The organism is Umezawaea sp. Da 62-37, from assembly GCF_032460545.1.
GTDB lineage: Bacteria > Actinomycetota > Actinomycetes > Mycobacteriales > Pseudonocardiaceae > Umezawaea.
In genome coordinates, this window is sequence record NZ_CP135965.1 from 1183653 (window position 1) to 1207012 (window position 23360).

The 23360-nt window shown below is 66.0% G+C and carries 17 protein-coding genes and 1 pseudogene; 8 read left to right on the forward strand and 10 right to left on the reverse strand.

Features of this window, described 5'->3' with window-relative positions; translation table 11 throughout:
• Nucleotides 1-185: 185 nt before the first annotated feature.
• Nucleotides 186-877 (forward strand): annotated as a pseudogene (locus RM788_RS52865) (TniB family NTP-binding protein).
• A gap of 48 nt (nucleotides 878-925) precedes the next feature.
• Nucleotides 926-3799, forward strand: coding sequence for an NACHT domain-containing protein (locus RM788_RS04930; RefSeq protein ID WP_315930315.1), 2874 nt, complete (start codon nucleotides 926-928; stop codon nucleotides 3797-3799).
• Between the two features lie 28 nt (nucleotides 3800-3827).
• On the opposite strand, the gene RM788_RS04935 is transcribed toward RM788_RS04930, so the two are convergent.
• The 4 genes from RM788_RS04935 to RM788_RS04955 form a co-directional block, all read right to left on the reverse strand.
• Nucleotides 3828-4328 (reverse strand): ASCH domain-containing protein, encoded by a 501-nt coding sequence (locus RM788_RS04935; RefSeq protein WP_315930316.1) that lies wholly within the window; start codon nucleotides 4326-4328, stop codon nucleotides 3828-3830.
• Nucleotides 4329-4394: 66 nt separating this feature from the next.
• A complete protein-coding gene (locus tag RM788_RS04940; RefSeq protein ID WP_315930317.1) occupies nucleotides 4395-4709 on the reverse strand; it encodes a hypothetical protein in 315 nt (104 codons plus the stop codon).
• Between the two features lie 169 nt (nucleotides 4710-4878).
• A protein-coding gene (locus RM788_RS04945) for an IS3 family transposase (protein WP_399345362.1) occupies nucleotides 4879-6335 on the reverse strand; the annotation gives its coding sequence in 2 pieces (ribosomal slippage) (nucleotides 4879-5970 and nucleotides 5973-6335; 1455 coding nt in all).
• A gap of 30 nt (nucleotides 6336-6365) precedes the next feature.
• On the reverse strand, nucleotides 6366-6698 hold the full coding sequence (locus tag RM788_RS04955; protein WP_315930318.1) for a hypothetical protein: 333 nt from the start codon (nucleotides 6696-6698) through the stop codon (nucleotides 6366-6368).
• Between the two features lie 78 nt (nucleotides 6699-6776).
• Between RM788_RS04955 and RM788_RS04960 the strand changes: the two genes are divergently transcribed.
• Nucleotides 6777-7981, forward strand: a protein-coding gene (locus RM788_RS04960) for an IS3 family transposase (RefSeq protein ID WP_315926170.1) whose coding sequence is annotated in 2 segments (ribosomal slippage) — nucleotides 6777-7068 and nucleotides 7068-7981 — 1206 coding nt in all. Because the reading frame shifts where the segments join, the coding sequence is not laid out codon by codon here.
• 1230 nt (nucleotides 7982-9211) lie between these two features.
• On the opposite strand, the gene RM788_RS04965 is transcribed toward RM788_RS04960, so the two are convergent.
• From RM788_RS04965 to RM788_RS04975, 3 genes are all read right to left on the reverse strand, one after another.
• A protein-coding gene (locus RM788_RS04965) for an IS3 family transposase (protein ID WP_315926170.1) occupies nucleotides 9212-10416 on the reverse strand; the annotation gives its coding sequence in 2 pieces (ribosomal slippage) (nucleotides 9212-10125 and nucleotides 10125-10416; 1206 coding nt in all).
• Between the two features lie 66 nt (nucleotides 10417-10482).
• On the reverse strand, nucleotides 10483-10716 hold the full coding sequence (locus tag RM788_RS04970; RefSeq protein ID WP_315930319.1) for a hypothetical protein: 234 nt from the start codon (nucleotides 10714-10716) through the stop codon (nucleotides 10483-10485).
• A gap of 218 nt (nucleotides 10717-10934) precedes the next feature.
• Nucleotides 10935-11102, reverse strand: coding sequence for a hypothetical protein (locus tag RM788_RS04975; protein WP_315930320.1), 168 nt, complete (start codon nucleotides 11100-11102; stop codon nucleotides 10935-10937).
• 800 nt (nucleotides 11103-11902) lie between these two features.
• On the opposite strand from RM788_RS04975, the gene RM788_RS04980 reads away from it, so the two are divergent.
• The 4 genes from RM788_RS04980 to RM788_RS04995 all read left to right on the forward strand — a co-directional run bounded on the left by RM788_RS04980 (nucleotide 11903) and on the right by RM788_RS04995 (nucleotide 19126).
• Nucleotides 11903-13879 carry a pentapeptide repeat-containing protein gene (locus tag RM788_RS04980; protein ID WP_315930321.1) on the forward strand — a complete coding sequence of 659 codons (1977 nt, stop codon included), beginning with the start codon at nucleotides 11903-11905 and terminating at the stop codon, nucleotides 13877-13879.
• 396 nt (nucleotides 13880-14275) lie between these two features.
• Nucleotides 14276-16756, forward strand: a complete 2481-nt coding sequence (locus tag RM788_RS04985; RefSeq protein ID WP_315934978.1) for a DEAD/DEAH box helicase — start codon at nucleotides 14276-14278, stop codon at nucleotides 16754-16756.
• 310 nt (nucleotides 16757-17066) lie between these two features.
• Nucleotides 17067-18857 (forward strand): ribbon-helix-helix protein, CopG family, encoded by a 1791-nt coding sequence (locus RM788_RS04990; RefSeq protein ID WP_315930322.1) that lies wholly within the window; start codon nucleotides 17067-17069, stop codon nucleotides 18855-18857.
• A gap of 116 nt (nucleotides 18858-18973) precedes the next feature.
• Nucleotides 18974-19126, forward strand: a complete 153-nt coding sequence (locus RM788_RS04995; protein WP_315930323.1) for a hypothetical protein — start codon at nucleotides 18974-18976, stop codon at nucleotides 19124-19126.
• Nucleotides 19127-19272: 146 nt separating this feature from the next.
• On the opposite strand, the gene RM788_RS05000 is transcribed toward RM788_RS04995, so the two are convergent.
• Both RM788_RS05000 and RM788_RS05005 read right to left on the reverse strand, forming a co-directional pair.
• Complete coding sequence (locus RM788_RS05000) at nucleotides 19273-20394, reverse strand: IS3 family transposase (protein ID WP_315934979.1); 1122 nt, start codon at nucleotides 20392-20394, stop codon at nucleotides 19273-19275.
• A gap of 30 nt (nucleotides 20395-20424) precedes the next feature.
• Nucleotides 20425-21294, reverse strand: coding sequence for a reverse transcriptase domain-containing protein (locus RM788_RS05005; RefSeq protein ID WP_315930324.1), 870 nt, complete (start codon nucleotides 21292-21294; stop codon nucleotides 20425-20427).
• 47 nt (nucleotides 21295-21341) lie between these two features.
• On the opposite strand from RM788_RS05005, the gene RM788_RS05010 reads away from it, so the two are divergent.
• On the forward strand, nucleotides 21342-22517 hold the full coding sequence (locus tag RM788_RS05010; RefSeq protein WP_315920713.1) for an ISAs1 family transposase: 1176 nt from the start codon (nucleotides 21342-21344) through the stop codon (nucleotides 22515-22517).
• On the opposite strand, the gene RM788_RS05015 is transcribed toward RM788_RS05010, so the two are convergent.
• Nucleotides 22495-23034 carry a reverse transcriptase domain-containing protein gene (locus RM788_RS05015; RefSeq protein ID WP_315930325.1) on the reverse strand — a complete coding sequence of 180 codons (540 nt, stop codon included), beginning with the start codon at nucleotides 23032-23034 and terminating at the stop codon, nucleotides 22495-22497. The genes RM788_RS05010 and RM788_RS05015 overlap by 23 nt on opposite strands.
• Nucleotides 23035-23360 lie beyond the last annotated feature (326 nt).

Below are 23360 nucleotides of genomic sequence, written 5' to 3' on the forward strand. Positions count from 1 at the left end.
CAGAGCGTCCAGCAGCCAGCCAGGTTGCCAGATGACGAACGGCTGCGGCATGTGCGCGGACTGGTGGATCAGCTGATCGCGGGCCACGGCTGCGCTGGAGCGACTGGAGACGCCCTACGGGTGGCCGAGGCAAGCAGCGGATGCCGAACCTGCTGCCGATCGGCCCGATGAACGACGGCGAGTCGATGATCATCGAGAAGTTCCGGCTGGTGCATCCGCCGATCTCGCACCGGACCGGGAGCAGATCCCGGTCCTGGCCGTGCAGATGCCCTCCAACCCCTCGGTGACCCGCTTCTACCTCGCCCCGCAGGCCAAGTGGGAGCACCGATGCGCCAAGCCTCGCCGAACTGGAGCAAGCCACACTCGGACTGCGGCGGGCGGTGGGCGTGCGGGTCCTGATCATCGGCGAGATGCACAATATCCTGGCAGGGCGTGATGATGTGCGCCGAGAGTTCTGAACCTTATTCGCCTCCTCGGCAGCGAGTTGCGTATCCCGCTGTTCCGCGTGGGCTACCAGAACGCGTACCTGGCGATCCGCTCCGATGGCCAACTGAAGAACCGGTTCGAGCCGTTCACCCTGCCCCGGTCGGAACCGGACGACAAAGCCCGTTCGCTGCAGGCCAGTTCCGCCACATCGTTTCCGTTGCAGAGCCGCCCCGACATCGCCTCCGAGGAGATAGGCCGGTACCCGCCGACCTGGGACGATCAGGGACATCACCCACCTGCCGATGGACGCCGCCTTCGCCGCGATCGAGTCAGGAGAAGATGTCATCAACCAGGGCTGATGTCTCATCGGCCAGGTGCAACGCGAACCTTCGTTACCGAAACGCTCGTTGCCGGCCCGAGGTGCCGTGTGCTGTCAGGTGGAATCGGGTAGGAGATCAGCGGAGCAAGGTGTCCGCGTCTTAGAAGGGATAGTCGACTGATGCGGCAGGATGGCGAGGTGGACTACGATTTAGCGAGGCTTGGCACGCGAGAGTTCGAGCACCTTGTGCAAGGCTTGGCGGTGCAGGTTCTCGGCGCCAACGTCCAAGTGTTCGGCGACGGCCGTGACGGTGGCCGCGAAGCGACGTTCGACGGGATGACGCGCTATCCCAACTCGCACAAGCCCTGGGACGGGTACGGAGTCGTCCAGGCCAAGTTCTTTCAGCGCCCGCGAGACCCCGCTGCGAACGCTACCTGGTTGATCACAGAGATCAGCGCCGAAGCCGAGCAGTGGCTGGACCGGCGACGCCGTGAAGTCGGCAATACCCGGCGACCGGAGTACATGATCTTCGCGACGAACGTAGTCCTGTCGCCCGTACCCGGCGTGGGTGGCATCGACAAGGTCAACGACGTGCTCGAGACCGTTGCGGCGGCGATGGGACTGAGTGGTTGGGCACTGTGGCATCACGACCAGATCTGCCGCTTCCTGGATGGTCACGCCAACATCAGGAGGGCTTATGCCGCACTGACGACTCCTGGCGATGTCCTGTCCCGGCTGGTCGATCTGGTGCCGGAAAGCGCTCGGCTTGGTCCGTCGCTAATTCGACATGTGACGAAGTCGATGCTGGCGGGAGAGTACGTTCGACTTGACCAAGCAGGCGATCGATCCGATCACCCTCTGCCCTTGAGCCAGGTCGCCATCGATCTTCCTGCCGTAACCGTCGATGCTCCGCCCAGGCAGATACCCGCAGTCGCGACGTTCGTCGTGAATCGCGGCAACGAAGTGTGGCGGCCGAGTACAGGCTGCGCAAGCCCGCACCTCGTGGTCGTCGGCGGACCGGGACAGGGCAAGAGCACGCTTGGACAGCTCATCTGCCAGATATACCGGGCCGCCCTGTTGGCTGATCGTCCCGCCCACAGTCTGGGACCCCGCGCGGCTGCGCTCTTGACAACCCTGTCGGATGGGCTATCCGGCCTCGACCTGCCACCGGTCATCTCACGTCGATGGCCGATCCAGGTCGATCTCAGCGCCTATGGTGACGCGCTCGCGGCAGACAAGACCGAAAGCCTTCTTGCCTATCTTGCCTCCGAAGTATCCCGCGCCGGCGAACGCGTGGACGTACACGACATGCGGATGTGGTTGCGCAACTGGCCGTGGTTGCTCGTCTTGGACGGCCTGGACGAGGTCGCTGCGGTGTCCTCCCGGTCAGCGGTGACCCAGGGCATCGACGAGTTCCTCGTCGATGCCGCCGATCTGGACGCGGACGTGCTCATCGTGGCGACCACTCGCCCTCAGGGTTATGCCGAGCAGTTCTCGCCCATATACTACCAACACCTCGAACTCCGGCTTCTGACCGTGGAAGAGGCAGTCGATTACGGGCAACGGCTCGCGCAAGCCCGTCATGCCGACGCGCCGCACAGGATCGACGAGGTCACCGACAGGGTTCGCGCCGCCGCCACCGAGCACGTCACCGCACGGTTGATGCAATCGCCGTTGCAGGTCACCATCATGTCGTTGCTACTCGAACGACGGTCACGGGCACCTCGTGATCGTTATACGCTGTTCGCCGCCTATTACGACACCATCTACGGCCGTGAGGTCGCGAAGCCAGGGCCGACCGCAGCATTGCTGGACGAACAGCGAGTGCACGTGCACGCCCTGCACGAGGCAGTGGCTCTTCGCCTGCACATCCAGGCGGAGCGCAACGGTGAGGCGCAGTCGTTGCTTGCACAGGACGAGCTGCTGAGAATGGCCGAGGGTCGCCTGCTCGCCGAGGGGCATGTCGGGGCGGTGGCTTCCGATCTTGCCCATCGCCTGGTGAAGGCGAGTACCCATCGACTCGTTCTGTTGGTCCCCTTGCGGCAAAGCGCGGTGGGATTCGAAGTACGCAGCTTGCAGGAATTCATGGCGGCCAGAGCCATTACCGCCGGGGATACCGACGGTATCCTTAAACGACTCGTGCGAATCGCATGCTCTCCGCATTGGCGCAACACTTGGCTGTTGGCAGCAGGTCGGCTCTTTACCGACCGTGAACACATGCGATCCGATCTGATGACCTTGATCGAGCAGGTTGATCATGACGGTATGATCAACTCCATCACGTTGCCGGGTGCCGCACTGGCCCTGGACCTGTTGCATGACGATGTAGCCATCCGAGCTCCCCATTTTCAGGCGATGATCGCGGACCGTGCCCTACGTCTGCTCAGGCTCGGTCCTGGTGATCACATCCGACAGCTCGCACAGGCCCTGATGCCGATGTACATCGAGAACGCCCGTGTCGCAGAGCTGGTGAAGTACTCGATCGATCTGGCCGGTCAGAGTTCGGGTCGTCAGGGTGTTGCTGCAGTGCACCTCCTGACTGAATGGACCCAGCACACCGGCGGGCAAACGGAGTGGGCGCAGAACTGCCTGGTGCGCGTCGTGTCCACTTTGACCAGGCAACAGCACGATGCGGTCATCGTGCTCGAGAACGTGTACGGCTACCGTGTGCCACGTCTCGCCGAAGACAAGTTCGACGATCAGATGCTTTCTGGACGCACTTCATCTCGCGCTAGCAACATGATCGGCGCTCTCATCGACATTGCGACAGACCTACCGTCCCACGAAGACCTTCGTGAACGAGCCCGCCATGTCCTGCTGGAACTCATGGATCACGAAACGAGCACAGCGAATTTCGACAGGAAAATCACAGCTCTGGTGATTCCCCTGATGAACGCCCAACATCCGGAAAATCAGTTCGCACTCGCATTGATCGAGCAGTTGGCTCAGCTCAGTGTCCTATGCGAACTCCGATACTGGCCGCAAGCTGACTACCTGCGAAAGTTGGTTCGCGAACTGTCCGAACGTACCTCAGCGGGCCTTTCGGTCAACTGAACCGACTCCGCCAGGAAACAGGGTCAAGTCACACCCGAGATGATCTCGGAGTCCGCGACGAATCACCCAAGAGGTCCTGCAGGGCTGCAGGATCGGCCGGTGACAGGTAGCGAAAGCTCTGCGGAGGCTGGAACAATCCGTCGCGACGAAGGTCTCGAAGCGGCAAGGGTGCCTTTAACGGCTGCGCGTCACGCAGCGTCAAGGCTGTGGCCATGGCAAGTCCACTGAGGTATTCGCGAAACTCGGCACGGGACAGGCCCATGTGGTCGCGGTACCGCCTCCACAACGCGGTAGGAGTGTCGGTATCGCGTTCCTCGAGCAGAACCGTACCGACGACAGCCATCACAGGGGCGCTGCAGTAGATGATCAGCAGTGTGCCCAGCGGCGCTGCCATCCTGTGCCGTCGCAATTCGACCGTCTTGCCCCCGGACAGGATCGCGTCAGCGAACCGAGGACGTAAGGAGATCACAACCGGCCTCGACAACGTGGACGCGCCCAGTGAGGTCGCCGTCGTGATCCTTCTAGTCACGGCGGGGACACTATCGCGTCCCCGCCTCCCTCCCCTAGACACCACGGACGAACACCTGTTCGACTGTTACATGATCGTTCCCTCGGTCATCAGAGCGCTCGACGGCATCCCCAGTTCGTAGAGCCTCCCGAACACCTCCGGTGAGATCAACGTCGGCGACTGGAAACCTCGAGGTCGGACGAGATGTTCGGGCAACCGGTCGTAGGCACGGCGACTGACGGGATGGGTGAAGATCTCGGTGTTGGAGAACTGCACGGCCTGCGCTATGCCAGTGCGCTGAGCTGCCCTACGGATGTCTTCCAGGGAAAACACCCCGTAGTGCCCGAACGCGTCGTGCAGTGCTTCAGGGGTATCCAGGTGAAGAGAGTCCAAACTGGACACTCCGATGAACCGTGCGGGCCCGAGTTGCGGATGTTGACTCTGGTACCACACGATTCTGGCTGGTGCGGTAAGGCGGTTGTTTCCTGGGCGTCGGTAGTACACCTGCTCTCGACCCAGCGCCAGGTGAAGAGGTCGCGGTGTCGGAACCTGTCAATGGCGTTGAGACAGCTCAGGATGCTTGTTCTGGGTCGTGTTCTGCCTTCTCGTCTTCCTGAGGTGGTTCGTTGATCCAGGCCGCTGCGGGCAGCCGGGGCGGGGTCGGTACGCGGTGGAACCGGTCCGGGTTGGCGGTGTAGGCCGCGTGCAGGACTCGGGCGCGTTCGGCGCAGACGGTGGCGGCGGTGCCGTCATGGACCGACGCCGGGGTGTGCAGGCCGATCCCGCTGTGGCGGTGTTCGTGGTTGTAGTACTGGAAAAACCGGTGGCTGAACGCGCGGGCGTCGGCGATCGACCCGAACCGGCCGGGGAACGCCGGGCAGTACTTCAACGTCTTGAACTGGGCCTCGCTGTAGGGGTTGTCGTCGGACACGTGCGGCCTCGAATGCGAGCGGGTGACACCCAGGTCTGCCAGCAGCATGGCGACGTTCTTCGACGTCATGGAGGTGCCGCGGTCGGCGTGCACCACGCCGGGGATCGTCCCGCCGTTGGCGGCGATGGCGTCGGTGATGAACCTCGCGGCCAGCTCCGCGGTCTCGGTCGACGCGACCATCGCGTGCACGACCTTGCGGGAGTAGATGTCGAGCATGACGAACAGGTCGTAGTACACGCCCCGATCCGGGCCCTTGAGTTTGGTGATGTCCCAACTCCAGACCATGTCGGGTGCGGTGGCCACCAACTCCGGCTTGACCTTCGCGGGATGGGTGGCCTGCGCCCGCCGCTCACGGACCTCACCCGCCCGGCGCAACAACCGGTACATCGTGGAGATCGAGCACAGATAGCGGCCCTCATCAAGCAGGGTGGCCCACACCTGCGCCGGGGCCTTGTCCACGAACCTGGGTGACCGCAACACGTCCAGCACCTGCGCGCGTTCTGCCGCGGACAGGCTCGCCGGGTGCGGCGCCGGTGGACGGTGCGGTCCGGCCACCGGTGGTGTCGGGTTGCGACGGCGGTACAACGTCGCCCTGGACTTCCCGACCAACGCGCACCCCGGTTTGGTGCCCAGCAACGGTTCCAGCTCGTCGAAGGCGTTACCGATCAGCTTGTCGACCTGCGGTCGGTGTCCGTGCCCTCGGAGATCGTTTCCAAGAGCCCTTGCAGTTTTCCCATGATCTCCACCACCGCCTGCGACTTCGCCAGCTCGCGGGCGAGACGCTCGTTGTCGGCACGGAGCCTGTCGGTCTCCTTCTCCGCCGCGGACCTGCCTTTCGGGCCCGAGGGTTTCGCGGCCAGGGCGTCCAGGCCGCCCGCATCGCGACTTCGGGTCCAATCGATCAGATGCGAGTGATACAGCCCTTCCCGCCGCAACAACGCGCCCTTCGCGCCGGGCTCGGTCAGACTCTCGTATTCCTCCACGATCGCCAGTTTGTAGGCGGCGGTGAACGTCCGGCGTTTCGGCTGACCCGCACGAGGTCCCTGTTTTTTCTTGCCCATCGGATCATCATCGGCCCGTAGATCGGCGGTACTCAACGTCACAGTCCCAGGATTCCCGTCTTCGCCCTACATGTTCCACAGAAGTCTTGGTTGGCTCTGTGTCTCACGCCAGTCTGACAGAGAGGGTGTCACCGGCGCAGGCTCTCCCAGCAGGCCAGTGCTCCACATGGGTTGAATCGGGATCACGTAGGTCGGCAGACGCGAGTCCAGGATCTTGGCCGGCCACCACAACTTTTCGTACTGTGCCGCAGCGACAGGAGACAGGGACGCGTTCGGTTTGCTGGTCGTTCCCAGGACGCCGACAGCGCCCAGCGCCGAGTCGACCCGTGCGCTGAGCTGGGCAATATCAGCCGCGCCATCCACGATCACCGCGTGATACGTGCCCTTGTTCAGATACAAGTCGGGACTTGACCCTGGATGTTGGACACCAGACACACTTGGATCCTGACAATCCGGGTGGACAGGAGTCCCGTTCAGATGGTGATGAAGCACTACCCGCCCGAGTTTCGGGCCGAGGCGGTCGCGCTCTACCGGTCCCGGCCGGGTGCGACGATCAAGTCGGTGGCTCAGGACCTCGGGGTCAATCACGAGACGCTGCGCAACTGGATCCGGCTCGACGACGCGCAGAGCTCCGAGGCACCCGCCGCGGCCGGGGCGGCTCCAGTGGCCCGGGCCTCGCCGGAGGACGAGAACGTCGCGCTGCGCAAGCGGATCCGCGAACTCGAGGAGGAACGCGACATCCTGCGCAAGGCGGCCCGGTATTTCGCGGGGGAGACGCGCTGGTGAACCGCTTCAGGTTCGTCTCCGAGCACCAACGCCGTCACGGCGTCAAGCGGTTGTGCCAGGTCATCGGCCTCGCCAGATCCAGCTACTACCACTGGAAAGCCACCCAACCCGACCGGGCCGCCCGCGCCGCGGACGACGCGGACCTGGCCGCCCGCATCCGCGTCATCCACCGCGAGTCGGCCGGTACCTACGGTGTCCCGCGCGTCACCGCCGAGCTGCACGACACCGGAGATCGCGTCAACCACAAGCGCGTGGCCCGGGTAATGCGGGAGGTCGGCCTGGCCGGGGTGCGGTTGCGCCGCCGGCACCGCACCACCCTCGCCGACCCGGCGGCGGTCAAGGCCCCGGACCTGCTCGGCCGCGACTTCACCGCGCAGACACCGAACGCCCGCTACGTCGGCGACATCACGTATCTGCCGATCGCCGACGGCACGTTCCTCTACCTGGCCACCGTGATGGACCTGTGCTCGCGCCGCCTGGTCGGCTGGGCCGTGGCCGACCACATGCGCGTCGAACTCGTCCTCGACGCCCTGCACGACGCCCGACGCACCAGAGGCAGCCTGGCCGGAGCCGTGTTCCACAGCGACCACGGGGCCCAATACGGCGCCCGAGCCTTCGTCGATGCCTGCCGGACCGCCGGGGTGACCCGTTCCATGGGCGCGGTCGGCAGTTCCGCCGACAACGCCGCCGCCGAAAGCCTCAACGCCTCCTTCAAACGCGAAACCCTCCAAGGCGCCCAGAGTTGGGACAGTGCAAGGGAAGCACGGTTGGCAGTATTCGGCTGGGCGCACCGCTACAACACCCGACGACGCCACTCCCACCTCGGCCAGAAGTCCCCGATCGACTACGAGAACACCCTCATTCCGGCACCGGCTACGCTGACCCACGCCGCATGATCCCGTGTCCAACATCCGGGGTGAAGTCCCGCCCTCGTAGTCACACATCTCCCGCACCAGTCCCGGCAAATGAGGATCATCGATGGTCAGCAGGTTCGCCCCTGCCAACCTTGCCTCCATTCGGAGAACCCACAACAGTTGACGTACCACCGTCGCAGCAAGCCGATGAGTCGGGTTCACCCGAAGGACGAGCGCGACCAAGGCACTCCCCCGTGCTTCGGTTGCGTAGCAAGCGAGTGGTTCACCGTCATCGGATCGGATCAGCCAACACGGCGTTCCCGAACGAGCCAGTTCACGTAGCATCCGGCGGAGGTCTTCACCTCCTTCTTCCTCCAGGGTGACGAAGACCGGTAGGTAGGACTCGATGTCGCTTCCGGCTCGCACACTGGTGAAGGAACTGCCTTGCCATGCCTGTGGCTGGTAGGCGGCAGCATCGGTGATGCTGTCCAAGCGAGTGACGACATAGGACGGGATGAGGATCTCCGTCTTTGTCAGCCTCTTGATCACCGGCCCTACCCGATCAAGCACATCTGTTTTCCACGTCATGAAGACGGGCAGCTTGGCCGCTGCCGCCTCCGCGACCTGCCACACGTCGATGTCGTCGACTACCGGGCCGCCAGAGGCCCTGGTGTCGTGCAAGTGACGTGTGATCTCGTCGTGTAGACGCCGGGCCTCTTCGGGCGGCCCCTGACGTTTTATCGCCAGCGCAACAACAGTGTCCACTCCCTCGTATCCTGGGGTGCTGGCTCGACGGCGAATGGCCGGAGTTATCACGAGTTCCAAGCGTCCCTGCAAGTGAGGAGCAATCAGAATCTGCGACTGCTCTGCCTCGGGCCCGCCAAAACGGCCCTGGAGTTGCATGAGGATGTCGATGTCCACGCCGGCGTGCAGCACCGTCGGCTGCTCGATCGCGGTGAACAGGTCCGGGTGGCCGTAGTCGCGCCACCAGACCGTCATGGGGGCTTGGTCCACACCGCGGCCGTGGGTCTTTGCACGTGCCGCGAAGCCCAGCCTCTTCCATGTGGAGTCGAGGCCGTAGTCATCCCGACACTTGGCCCGAATACCCAACCGATCACCATGCGCGGATCCGACCGCAGCCAGAAGTTGCTCCGAAACACCACGACCACGCGCTGCCGGATCGACACACAAGTGAGTCAACGAGATCTCGCGTCGCGGTAACCTGATGAGCGCATACCCCACGGGACTTCACCCCGGATGTTGGACACGGGATCATGCGGCGTGGGTCAGCGTAGCCGGTGCCGGAATGAGGGTGTTCTCGTAGTCGATCGGGGACTTCTGGCCGAGGTGGGAGTGGCGTCGTCGGGTGTTGTAGCGGTGCGCCCAGCCGAATACTGCCAACCGTGCTTCCCTTGCACTGTCCCAACTCTGGGCGCCTTGGAGGGTTTCGCGTTTGAAGGAGGCGTTGAGGCTTTCGGCGGCGGCGTTGTCGGCGGAACTGCCGACCGCGCCCATGGAACGGGTCACCCCGGCGGTCCGGCAGGCATCGACGAAGGCTCGGGCGCCGTATTGGGCCCCGTGGTCGCTGTGGAACACGGCTCCGGCCAGGCTGCCTCTGGTGCGTCGGGCGTCGTGCAGGGCGTCGAGGACGAGTTCGACGCGCATGTGGTCGGCCACGGCCCAGCCGACCAGGCGGCGCGAGCACAGGTCCATCACGGTGGCCAGGTAGAGGAACGTGCCGTCGGCGATCGGCAGATACGTGATGTCGCCGACGTAGCGGGCGTTCGGTGTCTGCGCGGTGAAGTCGCGGCCGAGCAGGTCCGGGGCCTTGACCGCCGCCGGGTCGGCGAGGGTGGTGCGGTGCCGGCGGCGCAACCGCACCCCGGCCAGGCCGACCTCCCGCATTACCCGGGCCACGCGCTTGTGGTTGACGCGATCTCCGGTGTCGTGCAGCTCGGCGGTGACGCGCGGGACACCGTAGGTACCGGCCGACTCGCGGTGGATGACGCGGATGCGGGCGGCCAGGTCCGCGTCGTCCGCGGCGCGGGCGGCCCGGTCGGGTTGGGTGGCTTTCCAGTGGTAGTAGCTGGATCTGGCGAGGCCGATGACCTGGCACAACCGCTTGACGCCGTGACGGCGTTGGTGCTCGGAGACGAACCTGAAGCGGTTCACCAGCGCGTCTCCCCCGCGAAATACCGGGCCGCCTTGCGCAGGATGTCGCGTTCCTCCTCGAGTTCGCGGATCCGCTTGCGCAGCGCGACGTTCTCGTCCTCCGGCGAGGCCCGGGCCACTGGAGCCGCCCCGGCCGCGGCGGGTGCCTCGGAGCTCTGCGCGTCGTCGAGCCGGATCCAGTTGCGCAGCGTCTCGTGATTGACCCCGAGGTCCTGAGCCACCGACTTGATCGTCGCACCCGGCCGGGACCGGTAGAGCGCGACCGCCTCGGCCCGAAACTCGGGCGGGTAGTGCTTCATCACCATCTGAACGGGACTCCTGTCCACCCGGATTGTCAGGATCCAAGTGTGTCTGGTGTCCAACATCCAGGGTCAAGTCCCCACCACCGAGCCAGCGTCGAACGCCGCTACCAGACATTGCTTGCTCGCCGCCTCGTAGAACACCTCATGGGGCAACATGCCCAGCGTCCTACGGTGGGCATCGCCCAAATCGATGATGGCCGCAATGGCCTCGACCTGTGGCGAGTCGATCCAACTCACGGAAATGCCGTCACGCGCTGCGTTCACATCACACAGTTTGAGGGCGAGCCGCCGTTCTCCTGCCATCACCCAGAAGGATCACCCATGTGGCCTCACCAAGCCGCAAAACTGCGGCCAGCTTACGCCGTCAGTGGCGTCTTACTCGAACGCTGGCCGAAACTGACATTCTCGAAGACCCGTCGGACTTCTACGCTCTGCCCGAGGAGCGACTGTTGGGGTTCGACCGCATCGGGAGGTCTTGGCAACCCCGTATGGTCGAGTCCATCCACCAGTGCCAGGTCCACCTACGCCGCGCGTTCCGAGCGATACCCGAGACCTGATCCGAACGAAGCGTAGAGCTCAGTCAGGCGCCGTTCGGCGGCGTCGTGCTCGGTGCGCTGTTGGCGGCGCAGTGCCAGGGCGAGGGTGATCAGGGCGCCGATGCCCGCGCCGATGGCCAGCCCGGTGCGCACCGTGTCGAGCCGAGCCTGCGCCGACCCCCGGCGCCAACACTCTGACCAGCACGATCACCGACGCGGTAGTGCTGATCAGCACGGGTAGGACGATCACCAGGACCGGCCGCCACCAACTCGCCTCACCAGACGTCGTCTGCTCGCGGGATGATCATCCCGCGAGCTAACCGACCCCGGAAGCCATACCGACCAGTGCGCTCTGACCTTTGGTCGGCGGTGTCGGCTGTCAGCTGGCCAGGTGGGTCGGGGGCGCGGTCGTAAGCGCGGTCTTCTTTCTGTCGCGCAGGGTCCTTGCCCCGGTTCAGCAGGTGCCTTGGGGGGGCGATCGAGAGGAGGCCTTGCCGGACAAGGTTTTCCTGATGGTGGGGGTAGCTGTTCGTGGGCGAGGCTGAGTCCTGCCAGGGAATCGTGCACCCGGCAACCGGCGAACGACGTCTCCGGCACTGTGCTGGACGCGGCCGGACAAGGGAGCTGCGGACGTTGTGCTCGATGCGGACTCGGCGCAGTGGATCGAACGTGATGGCCGCCCGCCTGGCCGACGGATCGCGTCGCGGCCGCAGTAACACACTGGGTGAGTTCCCGATGCCGTGTGCGTGACGACTGCTTCGACGACCACGACCAACGCCCCCGCCGGTGGTACCGCCGGACGGATAACCCGTGTCCGGCAGGTAGTGGCCGGTCGACGCGGCTTGGGCGTGCTGGCCTGGCTGCTGGCCGCTGCGGGCTTGAGCACGGCGGCTTGGGTGGTGAGATCGTGGGCTTGGTGGTCGTCGGCGTGGTCTTGGCTGGGACGCTGGTGGATGGTGCCGGTCGCGGTGCTGCTGCTGGCCGCCGCGGTGGCGCTCGGGGAGCTGCGGTCACGCCATCCCGGCTCGCCATCCCGCCCGGTCGTGGAGCCGGGGACAGAGGTGATGCCGGCGCTGACCCCGCGGGCGATCGTGCTGGGCGGAGTCTCCCTGCTGGGCTTGGGCGCCACTGCGGCGGTGCTGCTGCTGGTCAACTTCTCCGGGGCCGAGCCACCCGACCGGTTGGACGCGATCCGCACCGCTGCCACGCTGCTGGTGGGCACCGGCGGCGCCGCAGCGTTGCTCCTGGCCGCCCGCCGCCAACGCGCGGCCGAGTTGACCTTGGCCGTGCAGCGCAGGACAGCCGACGCCACCGAACGCGACGCTGCAGCCCGTCGGATCACCGAGCTGTACCTCAAGGCCGTCGAGCAGTTGGGCTCGGACAAGGCGGTGGTCCGCCACGGCGGCCTGTACGCCCTGGAACGCGTGGCCCAGGACAACCCCGACCAGCGGCAGACCATCATCAACGTCATCTGCGCCTACCTGCGCAGCCCCTACGCCCCGCCGCCCAAGCAGCCTGCGGCCCGCCGAACCGGACTGCCCGCAACTGCACGCCGCGGCAGCGCCGCCGACCGTGTCGCCGCTGGCGTCGCGGCCACACGCCGCGCCCACCTCACGCCACCCACACCGACCGCTGGCTCCGATCAGGTACGACAAGAACGCGAGGTCCGGCTCACCGCGCAACGCATCCTCACCACCCATCTCTGCCCTAATCCCGTCGAGACCACCGACCAGCCGACCAATCCCCGGTACTGGGCCGAGGGCTACGACCTCGACCTCACCGGAGCCACCCTCATCGACTTCCACGCCAACCGCCTCACCATCCGGCACGCGACCTTCACCGACGTGCAGTTCACCGGCAGCGCGCTGTTCCGCGGGGCGATCTTCACCGGCGACGCGCTGTTCGACGGAACGAGTTTCACCCGCGACGCACGGTTTAGCGGGACGACCTTCACCCGCAGCGCATTGTTCCGCAGGGCGACCTTCACCGGCGACGCGCTGTTCGGCGGAGCGACCTTCACCGGCAAAGCGGGGTTCAGCAGGGCGACCTTCAGTGGCAACGCGGGGTTCGACGGGACGACGTTCACCGGCAAAGCGGGGTTCAGCAGGGCGACCTTCAGTGGCAACGCGGGGTTCGACGGAACGAGTTTCACCCGCGACGCACGGTTCGACGAGACGACGTTCACCCGCGACGCACGGTTCGACGGGGCGACGTTCACCGGCAACGCGTGGTACGGCAGAGCGACGTTCACCCGCGACGGGCGGTTCGGTAAGGCGACGTTCACCCGCGACGCGCGGTTCGACGGGGTGACCTTCACTGGCGACGCGCGGTTCGGCAAAGCGGCCTTCGCTGGCGACGCACTGTTCGGCAAAGCGGCCTTCGCTGGCGTCGCGCGGTTCGGCGATGCGACTTTCGCCAGCAGCGCACTGTTCGGCAATGCGACCTTCGCCAGCGACGCGCTGTTCGACGGGGCGACCTTCGCCAGCAGCGCACTGTTCAACGAAGTGACCTTCACCCGCGACGCGGGGTTCAGCGGAGCGACCTTCGCTAACAGCGCGTGGTTCAACGAAGCGACCTTCGCCAGCAGCGCACTGTTCAACGAAGTGACCTTCACCCGCGACGCGGGGTTCAGCGGAGCGACCTTCGCCAACAGCGCGTGGTTCGACGGAGCGACCTTCGACAGCAGCGCGCGGTTCGGCAAGGCGACCTTCACTGATGTCGCGGTGATGAAGGGAGCTGCGGCAGCGGCAGCGTCCGTCAAGTGGTGTGTGTGGCCGAAAGGATGGACGGTTGATGATCATCGCCAGGAGACCGCAGCATCTGGAGAAGCACAGGACATGCTGCGGCTGGTGCCGGTACCGACGGTGCTAGGTGGACCAGAACCCAGCGACGGGCTTCAAAGTGAGCGTGGCGGCAGCTCGCCGGAGTGAGTACTCGTTCTATCTCCTGCGCTTAACGGCCGTTCAACGGTGTTCGGCCGCGTTGCGATGCCGAGACGCCGCAGGACATTGCCCGGCACACATCCTGGTGGACCTGACGCTGGCCGGCGAGGCGCGGTTCCAGATGCAGACGTCGGAACACCGGTTCCGCCACTCGAGGTGGTGGGAAACGCGGCCGAACCACAAGCTTGAGCTCATCCGGGTGATTCCACCGTCGTTCATATGAACGCCGGGCTGGCGCGCGTGGCCCATCGTGTAACCCCGGCGGCTTTGCCGCGATAGGCCGTTCGAAGCACGACAGAAGCCCGTCAACCGGCCTCCTGACGAAAGGGCACTCACGTGACGCTGGACTGGACCCGGATCGGCTCGGCATAACCCCAGTTGCTGGTGCAGCCGCGTGACATCTTCGCCGCCCTACCGAACAAGCCCTGGTCGTACCTGCGGGCCGAGCAGGGTGAGGCCCTGGAGGGCTGGTGGGCCCGCAAGGACGACCGCGACGTGGTGATCAAGCAGAACACCGGCGGCGGGAAGACCGTGGTGGGCCTACTGATCGCGCAGAGCACCATCAACTCGCAGGTCGGGAAGGCGGTCTACCTCGCGCCGGACACCTACCTGGCCGCGCGAGTCCGCGAGGAGGCCGCCAAGCTGGGGCTGCCGACTGCGGACCGACACGACGACCCGCGGTTCCTGGCCGAACAGGCCATTCTCGTCACGACATTCGACACACTGATCAACGGCCAGTCGCGGTTCGGCGTCGTCGGCGGTCGACACAGCCCGATCGACCTCGGCGTCGTGGTCGTCGACGACGCGCACGCGGCACTGGCCAGGACCGAAGGCCAGTTCCGGCTCACCATCCCGGCCAACCACGACGCGTTCATGCCGCTGTTCGACCTGTTCGCCGACGACCTGGTCGCACAGAACCGCAAGGCGTGCCTGGACATCACCGAGGGCGACGCCACCGCCGTCGTGCGGGTGCCGTTCTGGGCGTGGGCAGACAAGCAGCGCGAGGTCTGGAACATCCTACACCCCCACGGGGTCGCGCGGGACGAGGCGTTCAAGTTCGCCTGGCCGCTGATCGCCGACTGCCTGGCCTTATGCACCGTGACGGTCAGCAGCCGCGGTGTCGAGATTCAGCCGCCGTGCCCGCCGATCGAGAAGATCCCGTCATTCGTCAACGCCCGCCGGCGGGTCTACCTGACCGCGACGCTGTCCGACGACAGCGTGCTGGTCACCAACCTCAAGGCCGACCCCAGGAACCTGGCGAACGTCGTCACGCCAGGCAGCGCGGCCGACCTCGGTGACCGCTTGGTGCTCGCACCGGTGCAGCTCAACCCGAACCTCAGCGACGACGCGGTGCGACAGCTGGCCAAGCAGTTCTCCCTCGGCGACCGCGACGGTGACGGCGTCCCGGAGTCGCGGCCGGTCAACGTCGTGGTGCTCGTACCCAGCGGACCCCAAGCCAATGTGTGGCGTCCGCTGGCCGATCGCATCCTCTACGTCGGCGACCTCGAACAAGGTGTCGCCGAGCTACGCACCGGCCATGTCGGCCTAGTGGTGCTGGTCAACAAGTACGACGGGATCGACCTGCCCGGCACGGCCTGCGAACTGCTGATCATCGACGGCATCCCCCGCCCGATGGCAGCCGCCGACCGGCGCGAGGCCGCGGCGCTGATCGACAGCCCCACCCGACGCGCCCGCGACGTGCAGCGCATCGAACAGGGCATGGGCCGCGGGGTCCGCGACGTCAACGACCACTGCGCGGTGCTGCTGCTCGGTGCAGGGCTGGGCATGGCCGTGCACGACCGCACCTGGTTGGACCTGTTCTCCCCTGCCACCCGAGCGCAACTCACACTCAGCCGCGACGTCGCCATCCAGCTCTCCGGTCAGGGCATCGACGGCATCCGCAGCGCCCTGACGATCTGCCTGGACCGCAACCCGCAGTGGGTACAGCGCAGCAAGCTCGCTCTGGCCGGAGTGCGCTACAACAACGTCGGCGCCATCCGCCCGGAAGCGGTCGCCGCGCGCACGGCGTTCGACCTGGCGGTGGCCGGGCAGACCAGCCAGGCCGCAGACGTGCTCCAGCAGGCAATCAACGGGATCACCGACCCCGCGCTACGCGGCTGGGTCCGCGAGCAGAAGGCCAACTACCTGCACTTCACCGACCCCGCCACGGCCCAGCAGCAACTCGGCGCCGCGATCCGAGACAACGCGATGGTGCTGCGCCCGGCCGTCGGCGTCGACGTCCGCCGCACCCGCCCAGCCGCCATGCAGGCCAGCGCGGCCGCGAGTTACCTGGGCGCCACCTACGCCGACAGCACAGCCTTGGTACTCGGGGTGCGCACGGTGCTCGACGAGATCGTGTGGGACGAGGACCTCACCGATCAGGCTGAGGCCGCCTGGGAGAAGTTGGGGCTGCACCTGGGCTTCGCCAGCACCCGCCCCGAACGGCTCTACGGCACCGGACCGGACAACCTATGGGCACTGAACGCCAGCAGGAACGCCGTGATCGAGCTGAAGACCGGCGTCGAGATGACGTGCACGGGCATCGCGAAGAAGGACGCTGACCAGTTGCGCGGAGGAGTCCAGTGGAACTCCGACAAGAACACCGGCACAGCCGCGATCCCGATCATGGTCCACCCGATCGACGTGTACGACTCGCGGGCGATCCCGGTGCCGGAGATGCGGGTCATCACCCCAGCTAAGCTTGCGGCGCTCAAAACAGCGGTGGCCGCGTTCGCCACAGCTCTGGCTCATGGCCGGGATTTGTGGCGCGAGGAACAGGCTGTCTCGCAGCAGTTGGAGCATCACCGGTTGACCGGTGAACGCCTCATCACCGCATACTCGGTCGTGGTTCGCCGGCCCCAATGATTGGGGGCGATTCGGGTTCGGGGAAGCGACCGCGAGCGATGCGGCTGATCGGCCCCACGGGCGACGGGCCGTTTAGTGGTTCAGGGCGGCGGTGGCTACGGCGCTGCTGGCCGCCACACCGCGGCGCCACCTCGTAGGTGTGCGACTGGATCATCCGATCAGCCCGCGCCATCCATAGGCCGCCCATCCTGACCGGCTGGAACGCTTTCCCAAGCTCTTCCTGCCCAGCGTCCCGACTCCCCCGCCCAAGTCTGCGGCGTTGCGGCCAGCCGGGGACTGTGTCGGACGCAGGGCTGGGACACTTGCTGGCATGTCGGTCAGGCATGTGGAGACCAACGTGCGCGTGCCAGAGTCGGCCTTGACGACGCTGCAGGAGTTGTGCGCCGAGCGGGGCCGCTCTCGTGACGCGGTCTTGCGTGACCTGCTGGACGAGCACTTGCAGCTTCAAGCCCCGTTGCCGCCGGGGCAGCGGTTGACGCACGTGTGCACCCTGCTGCGTCACCCCGCACCGCCCGAGTATCACGGACGGCCGCCCGGAGGCGTACGACTGCGGCTGCGGCTGGACCCCGGCGTCGCTGATCGGGCGCGGGCGGTGTCGTTGCGGTTGCCCGGCCAGCCTGCCCGTCGTGGACATGGCGACTACCAGGCGCGCCCGCTGGCCGACGCGGTCCTCACCGCGATCGAGCGGGCGCGCCCGCTTCGCGACAACGTCCTCGACAACTTGCCACTGCGGCTGATTACCCACGATGCGGCGAAGGGCCTGTGGGAGCTGGCGGTAGCGGCGTCGCTGACCGGTGCTGAGGAGGAACTGCACGCCGACGCCGACCCCGCTTGGCCCGAACTGAGCCACCGACCCGCCCGTCGCCGGCTCGCTCGCGAGACCGCGGAGTTCATGGCCGAGGCACTGCGGGAGCGGGAAGCATGGCACGCCCCGTACCGGCACGAGCTGGTCGCCCACTTCGTGCGCAAGCTGCTCACCGCTCCAGACGCGGAGAAGAACGCGGCGATGCTGCATGAGCAGGGCCATGACTGGGAGGCGCTGCGGCATGATCTGCAGCAGCACACCGATCGCGACCACCCGCTGCTCGCCGACGCGCCGGAAGTGGACGAAGTAGCACTACAAGGTCGCGGCAGCTCGGCGGTGTGGCGAGCTCGCCGGCGGGTGGCGCTGGACGGCCTCGGGCTGTGGCTGCGCGCGCAGGAGCAGCCCGGCCCGGCGCGCGAGCACGTGGTCCATCCGCCGGGCTGGAGGTTGCGGATGCCGCCGGGCTGGCACTCGTTGGTACTGCCGCCGGGAGGCGTTCCGAACCCCATGTGGGCAGGGCATCTGAAGCACGAGCGGCTGCTCGCGCTGTCGGTGGGCTCGCGGACAGTGCTGTGGCCGGTGCTTAGCCCGCCCGACGGCGGCCCTCCCATGCCGGTGCCCGGCGTCGAGGCCGCGTTCGCCGCGCTGGCTCGGAGAACCGCGCGGCGGGACCCCCTCATCGTCGTCGAGGCCGTCTTGGCCTGCTTCTACGACATTCCCGAGCCGCACGAGAAACCAGGGTTGGCGGTCGACCCGGAGCCCAGAAGCGAGGACGCTACGATAGCGCCCGGTCGGAGCGAAGAACATGAGAACCAACCAGCCAGTGTTCTGGTGCCCGCTACCGTCGCCCACGAACTCGGGCTGATCGACACTGCCACTCGCGACCGACTCACTGCCGAGGCACCCGAACGCATCCTGGACGCCATGCGAGCAGCCATGGCGGCAATCGAGTCCACCGCCATGATCGACCTCCTCGACGACCGCGCCCTCGCTGCGCTGCGCTCTTCGATGTCGCCGGACAAGGCCGGCTACTTCGCCACGATCCTCCGCAGGGCGGGAATCCCCTTCGCGCCGACCGGCGCGCTGTGGCGCTGGTCGATCTCCTCGGTGGTCGAAGCGATCGAGCAGGGCTACGAACCTGCTGCGGTGGGGTGGTTGGCGTCGTGGTCGGCCGCGGCGCTGGACAGGGACGCGCGCGATCACAGAAAGGAAGCCTGGGACACCGGCTTCGTCCGGTTCCGGGCAAAGCGCCCCCCAGAAGAGGACCAGGAGGAAGAGGGCGGCGAACCGATGTGACATCGAGGATTAGCGCCACCCTCTGAGCGGCGACGAGGCTTGTCATCACCAACAAGTGGTCCCGGTCCGACGCGGCGAGCGCGACGTTCCAGGGACCCGAAAGGAAGGTGACGGCAATGCCGTTCAAGATCCCCCCGCCTCGTACTTCCGACGATACCGGCGGTGCTCCGCGCGACAAGTGGCCTCCCTCTACGCGGGTCGCGATGGAGATGGGCAAGGTGCTGCTTGGCCAGTTGATCGCCTGGGCGTTGCGGCGCTGGTGGGAGTAACCGACTGAGCAGGGGCCCGTCCACACAGGCGGGCCCCCTCGTCGAAGTGGCGCGCCGCAGCAGTGACGTCATCACGTTCGTCGACCTACCTGGGATTCTCGACACCGCGTCTCGGTAGTTGTCAAGTTCGATGAGACAGGTTGTGTCTAGGGAGCCGGTTGTGGTTGCTCGATGGGCTGGTTGATCCAGGCCACGTCGGGCAGCTCGGGTGGGCGAGGACGGCGTGTGAAACGTTCCGGATGTCGGGCGTAGGCCTGGTCGAGAGTGGCCTGGCGTTGGTCGTGGATCTGCTCCGCGGTCCCGAAGTGCACCGACGCGGGAGTGTGCATTCCGATGCCGGAATGACGGTGTTCATGGTTGTAGGCCAGGAAGAAGCCCTCGCAGAACACGCGGGCGTCGGCCAGGGATCCGAACCGGTCGGGAAAGTCGGGCATGTACTTCAAGGTCTTGAACTGCGCTTCGGAATACGGGTTGTCGTTCGAGGTACGAGGACGGGAATGCGACCGCAGGACACCCAGGGCCACCAAGAGTTCCGAGACCGGTTTGGACACCATCGCACCACCGCGATCGGCGTGGATCGTGTGCGGCCGCGCACCGTTGCGGGCGACGGCGTCGGCCAGGAAGTCCTTGGCCAGTACCGCGTCCTCCGCGGCCGCGACCAGCCACCCGGTGACATAGCGGGAGAAGATGTCCAACACGACATAGCACTTGTACCACACCCCTTTCACCGGCCCTTTCAACGCGGTGATGTCCCAGGACCACACCTCACCCGGACCACGGGCCAGGAGCTCGGGCCGGACCCTGGCCGGGTGGGTGGCCACCCGGCGGCGTTCGCGGACCTGGCCCGCGGCACGGGCGATCCGGTACATCGTGGAGACCGAACACCAGTACCGGCCCCGATCCAGTTCCCGTGCCCACACCTGCGGGATCGCCAGATCCCGGTAGGCCGGCCCGGCCAGCATCCCGAGTACCCGAGCGCGTTCACCGGCGTCCAGGGCCTGCGGCGGCGACCTCCGTGCCGGCCACGGCCCGTGCACCGGACCGCTCGGCTTGAGGTGTCGGTAGTGCGTCGCCCGCGACAATCCCGTCAGGGCACAGGATTTCGTCACCGAGACGTCCGCGGCACGCAGGTCGGCGAACGTGGTCGTCAGGACTTCCCGGGCGGTCTGTCGTCCTGTTCGCTCTCGGAGAGTTCCTGCAAGAGCGCGTGTGGTCGGGTCGCCCAGGGGAATCGCACCCCTGGGCTCCCACAGATCCGTACGTGACAGTCTCCCGTCATACGGCTCTTATCATCCTGATCACCAGATCGAATGGACCCATCTCCACTGAGCGAACAGGTTCGGCCACGTAGCGGTCACCTGTTTCCATCGCTTGTGGAACTTCTTGAAGGTCCTGACCTTCCGATACTTCTTGCGGACCCAGCGCATCAGGTAGTAGTTGACACGCCTAAGCAAGGGATACAGCGCAGTCTGGTAGAACGCGCCGTAGTACTGCATCCAACCGCGCACGACCGGGTTGATCTCCCGGGCGAGTTCGGCGAAAGTACGGCCGGTGCGTAGATGTAGCCGCCAGGCTCGCACCTGCGCACTCATCTTCTTGAGGGCATCCTTACTGACCGCGGGCAGGAACGAAGTGAATATCTCCCCGTTCTTGCCCCGCGCCCCGCGGGCGTGGAAAGTGAACCCCAAGAACGTGAACGACGTCACCGGGTGATCCCGACTGCGTTTCCCGTCCTTGCAGTACACCACCTTGGTCTTGTCCGGATGCAACCGCAACCCGACTTCGACCATCCGTTCCCCGATCGCCTCGACCAGCATGCGCGCCTGACGTTCACTGACGCAATGCACAACCGCATCGTCGACGTAACGTTCAAAAGTGACACCCGGAAAGTTCCGGGACATCCACGTATCGAACGCATAATGAAGAAACAGATTCGCCAATACGGGTGACACCGCTGACCCCTGTGGGGTTCCCCGGTCTCGCTGCAGCAAGGTCCCGTCGGGCCGCTGCAACGGCACAGCAAGCCACCGTTTCACATACAGCAGCACCCAACGAGCGTCGGCAGGGCTGAGGCAAAGTCGACTACCAGTGGCTTGACCTGCTGATTCGGGTTGCGACACACCGAAGATCGGGTAGTCCGGAGCAGGCACGACAGGACCGTCGATCATGAAGGTTCCTACGCCATCGTGATCTTCGGAGCTCCGCCGTGCCTGCCGTGTCATCGTCTCCCATCACTGTCCTGTCACGCCAGTTGGCCCCGCTGGGCGAGGTGGCGCCGCAGGCGCGGACCGGGTTGCTCGAGGTGTTGGAGTCGGTGCCGGATCCACGCAGGAAACGGGGTGTGCGGTATCGGTTCGCGGCGATCCTGTTCGTGTCGGTGTGCGCGGTGGTCTCCGGTGCGCGGTCGTTCGCCGCGATCGCCGAATGGGCCGCGGACGCGGCCGAGGACACGCTGAGCGGAATGGGGATCGGCGCACCGAACGCGTCCACGATCCGGCGGGCGCTCTCGGCATTGACCGGTGACGGGTTCGACACCGCGATCGGCGTCTGGCTGTCCGGGCGTGTCAAGGCAGCGTGGATGGGGGCGCCGGGCAGGCGGCGGCGCCGCGCGATCGCGGTCGACGGTAAGGCGCTGCGGGGTTCCCGTCACGGCGAGCAGCGCGCGCGAATGGTGATGGCGTGCCTGGACCACGACAGCGGGGTCACGGTGGGCCAGGTCGAGATCGCGGAGAAAAGCAACGAGATCCCCATGTTCGCAGCACTTCTGGACACGATCGTCGATGTGACCGGTCTCGTCGTCACCGCCGACGCGTTGCACGCGCAACGCGGGCATGCCGAGTACCTGCACGGCCGTGGCGCGCACTACGTGATCACCGTGAAGGGCAACCAGAAGGCGTTGCGCGATCAGTTGGCGGGCCTGCCGTGGAAGGACGTGCCGATCGGGTACCGCGAGACCGACACCGGCCACGGCCGGGTAGTCACCCGCACCTACAAGGTCGTCACCGTCGCCGCCGGGATCCTGTTCCCGCACGCCGCCCAGGCCGTCCGGATAGTGCGGACCCGTAAACGCAAGGGCAGCACCAGGCGCGCGAGCCGCGAGACGGTGTACGCGGTGACATCCCTGACCGCCGCGCAGGCCCAGCCCGCCGAGTTGGCCCGCTACATCCGCGGGCACTGGCACGTGGAGAACAAGCTGCACTGGGTCCGCGACGTGACGATGGGCGAAGATGCCTCTCGGGCACGCACCGGCGGCGGGCCCAGGATGATGGCCAGCCTGCGCAATCTCGCCATCAGCCTGCTACGCCTGACCGGCCACACCAACATCGCCAAAGCCGTACGTCATATGGGAAGAAGGCCCGAACGAGCCATCAAGTTGATCTCAGCCAGCTGAAACACGACTTTGCCTCAGCCCTGCGAGCGTCGGTGTGAGCCTCCACCGCCTGGACCATCAAGTCCCACGGCACACTGTCGAAGAACTTCTGGATGTCCAAATCGACCACCCAGTCCTTCTTCCAGCATCGCTTCCGGCATACCGCAACCGCGTCCAACGCCGACCGCCCCGGTCGATAGCCATAGGAATCCTGATGGAACAACGGTTCCGCCCGTTGCTCCAGATGCCTGGCCACCACCGTTTGGGCGATTCTGTCAGCCACAGTGGGCACGCCGAGCGTTCTTGTGCCGCCTGGTTTCGGTATCTCTACCGCCAGAACCGGGGGCGGGAAATAGCTGCCCGATGACATCCGATTCCAGATCTTCGCGAGATTTCTCTTCAGATCCTTCTCGAATTCCTCGATCGTGCACCCATCCACCCCCGGAGCACCCCCATTGGCCTTCACCTTCAGGTATGCGTCCCAAACCTCCCGCTTCGAAATGTCGAACGGTTTCACTGATGACTTCAGCTCGTCCATACAGCTCCTCCCAGCTTCCTGGTTGACCGGACACACGAACCACGGACAATCCGGCCCCTTCGCTCCGCCCCCACCGCGCCCAGCAGGAGTTTCACCACTACTACGAGCCAGTCCGCCGGCACACCTCGAATCGGTACTCAATCCCTCGTGGGATCTCCACTTGGGACGCTCCCTCTCATCAGCGCTTCACCCGGAGACGAATTCGCTGTCAGTATCGGGGTATGCCTTCCCACGTTCCGCACGGAAGCAGCAGATCGGGCTCACGTCACCTCCACGCCGGACACCGCCTGGCCAATAAGCGGACACCCGCCAGGCTTATCCCAGGC

Excerpts from the sequence above, each read along its gene's own strand:
- RM788_RS04930 (WP_315930315.1), top strand. The coding sequence starts at position 926 with ATGCGGCAGGATGGCGAGGTGGACTACGATTTAGCGAGGCTTGGCACG.
- RM788_RS04970 (WP_315930319.1), bottom strand. The coding sequence starts at position 10,716 with ATGGCAGGAGAACGGCGGCTCGCCCTCAAACTGTGTGATGTGAACGCA.
- RM788_RS04980 (WP_315930321.1), top strand. The coding sequence starts at position 11,903 with ATGGTGCCGGTCGCGGTGCTGCTGCTGGCCGCCGCGGTGGCGCTCGGG.
- RM788_RS04990 (WP_315930322.1), top strand. The coding sequence starts at position 17,067 with ATGTCGGTCAGGCATGTGGAGACCAACGTGCGCGTGCCAGAGTCGGCC.
- RM788_RS04995 (WP_315930323.1), top strand. The coding sequence starts at position 18,974 with ATGCCGTTCAAGATCCCCCCGCCTCGTACTTCCGACGATACCGGCGGT.
- RM788_RS05005 (WP_315930324.1), bottom strand. The coding sequence starts at position 21,294 with ATGATCGACGGTCCTGTCGTGCCTGCTCCGGACTACCCGATCTTCGGT.
- RM788_RS05015 (WP_315930325.1), bottom strand. The coding sequence starts at position 23,034 with ATGGACGAGCTGAAGTCATCAGTGAAACCGTTCGACATTTCGAAGCGG.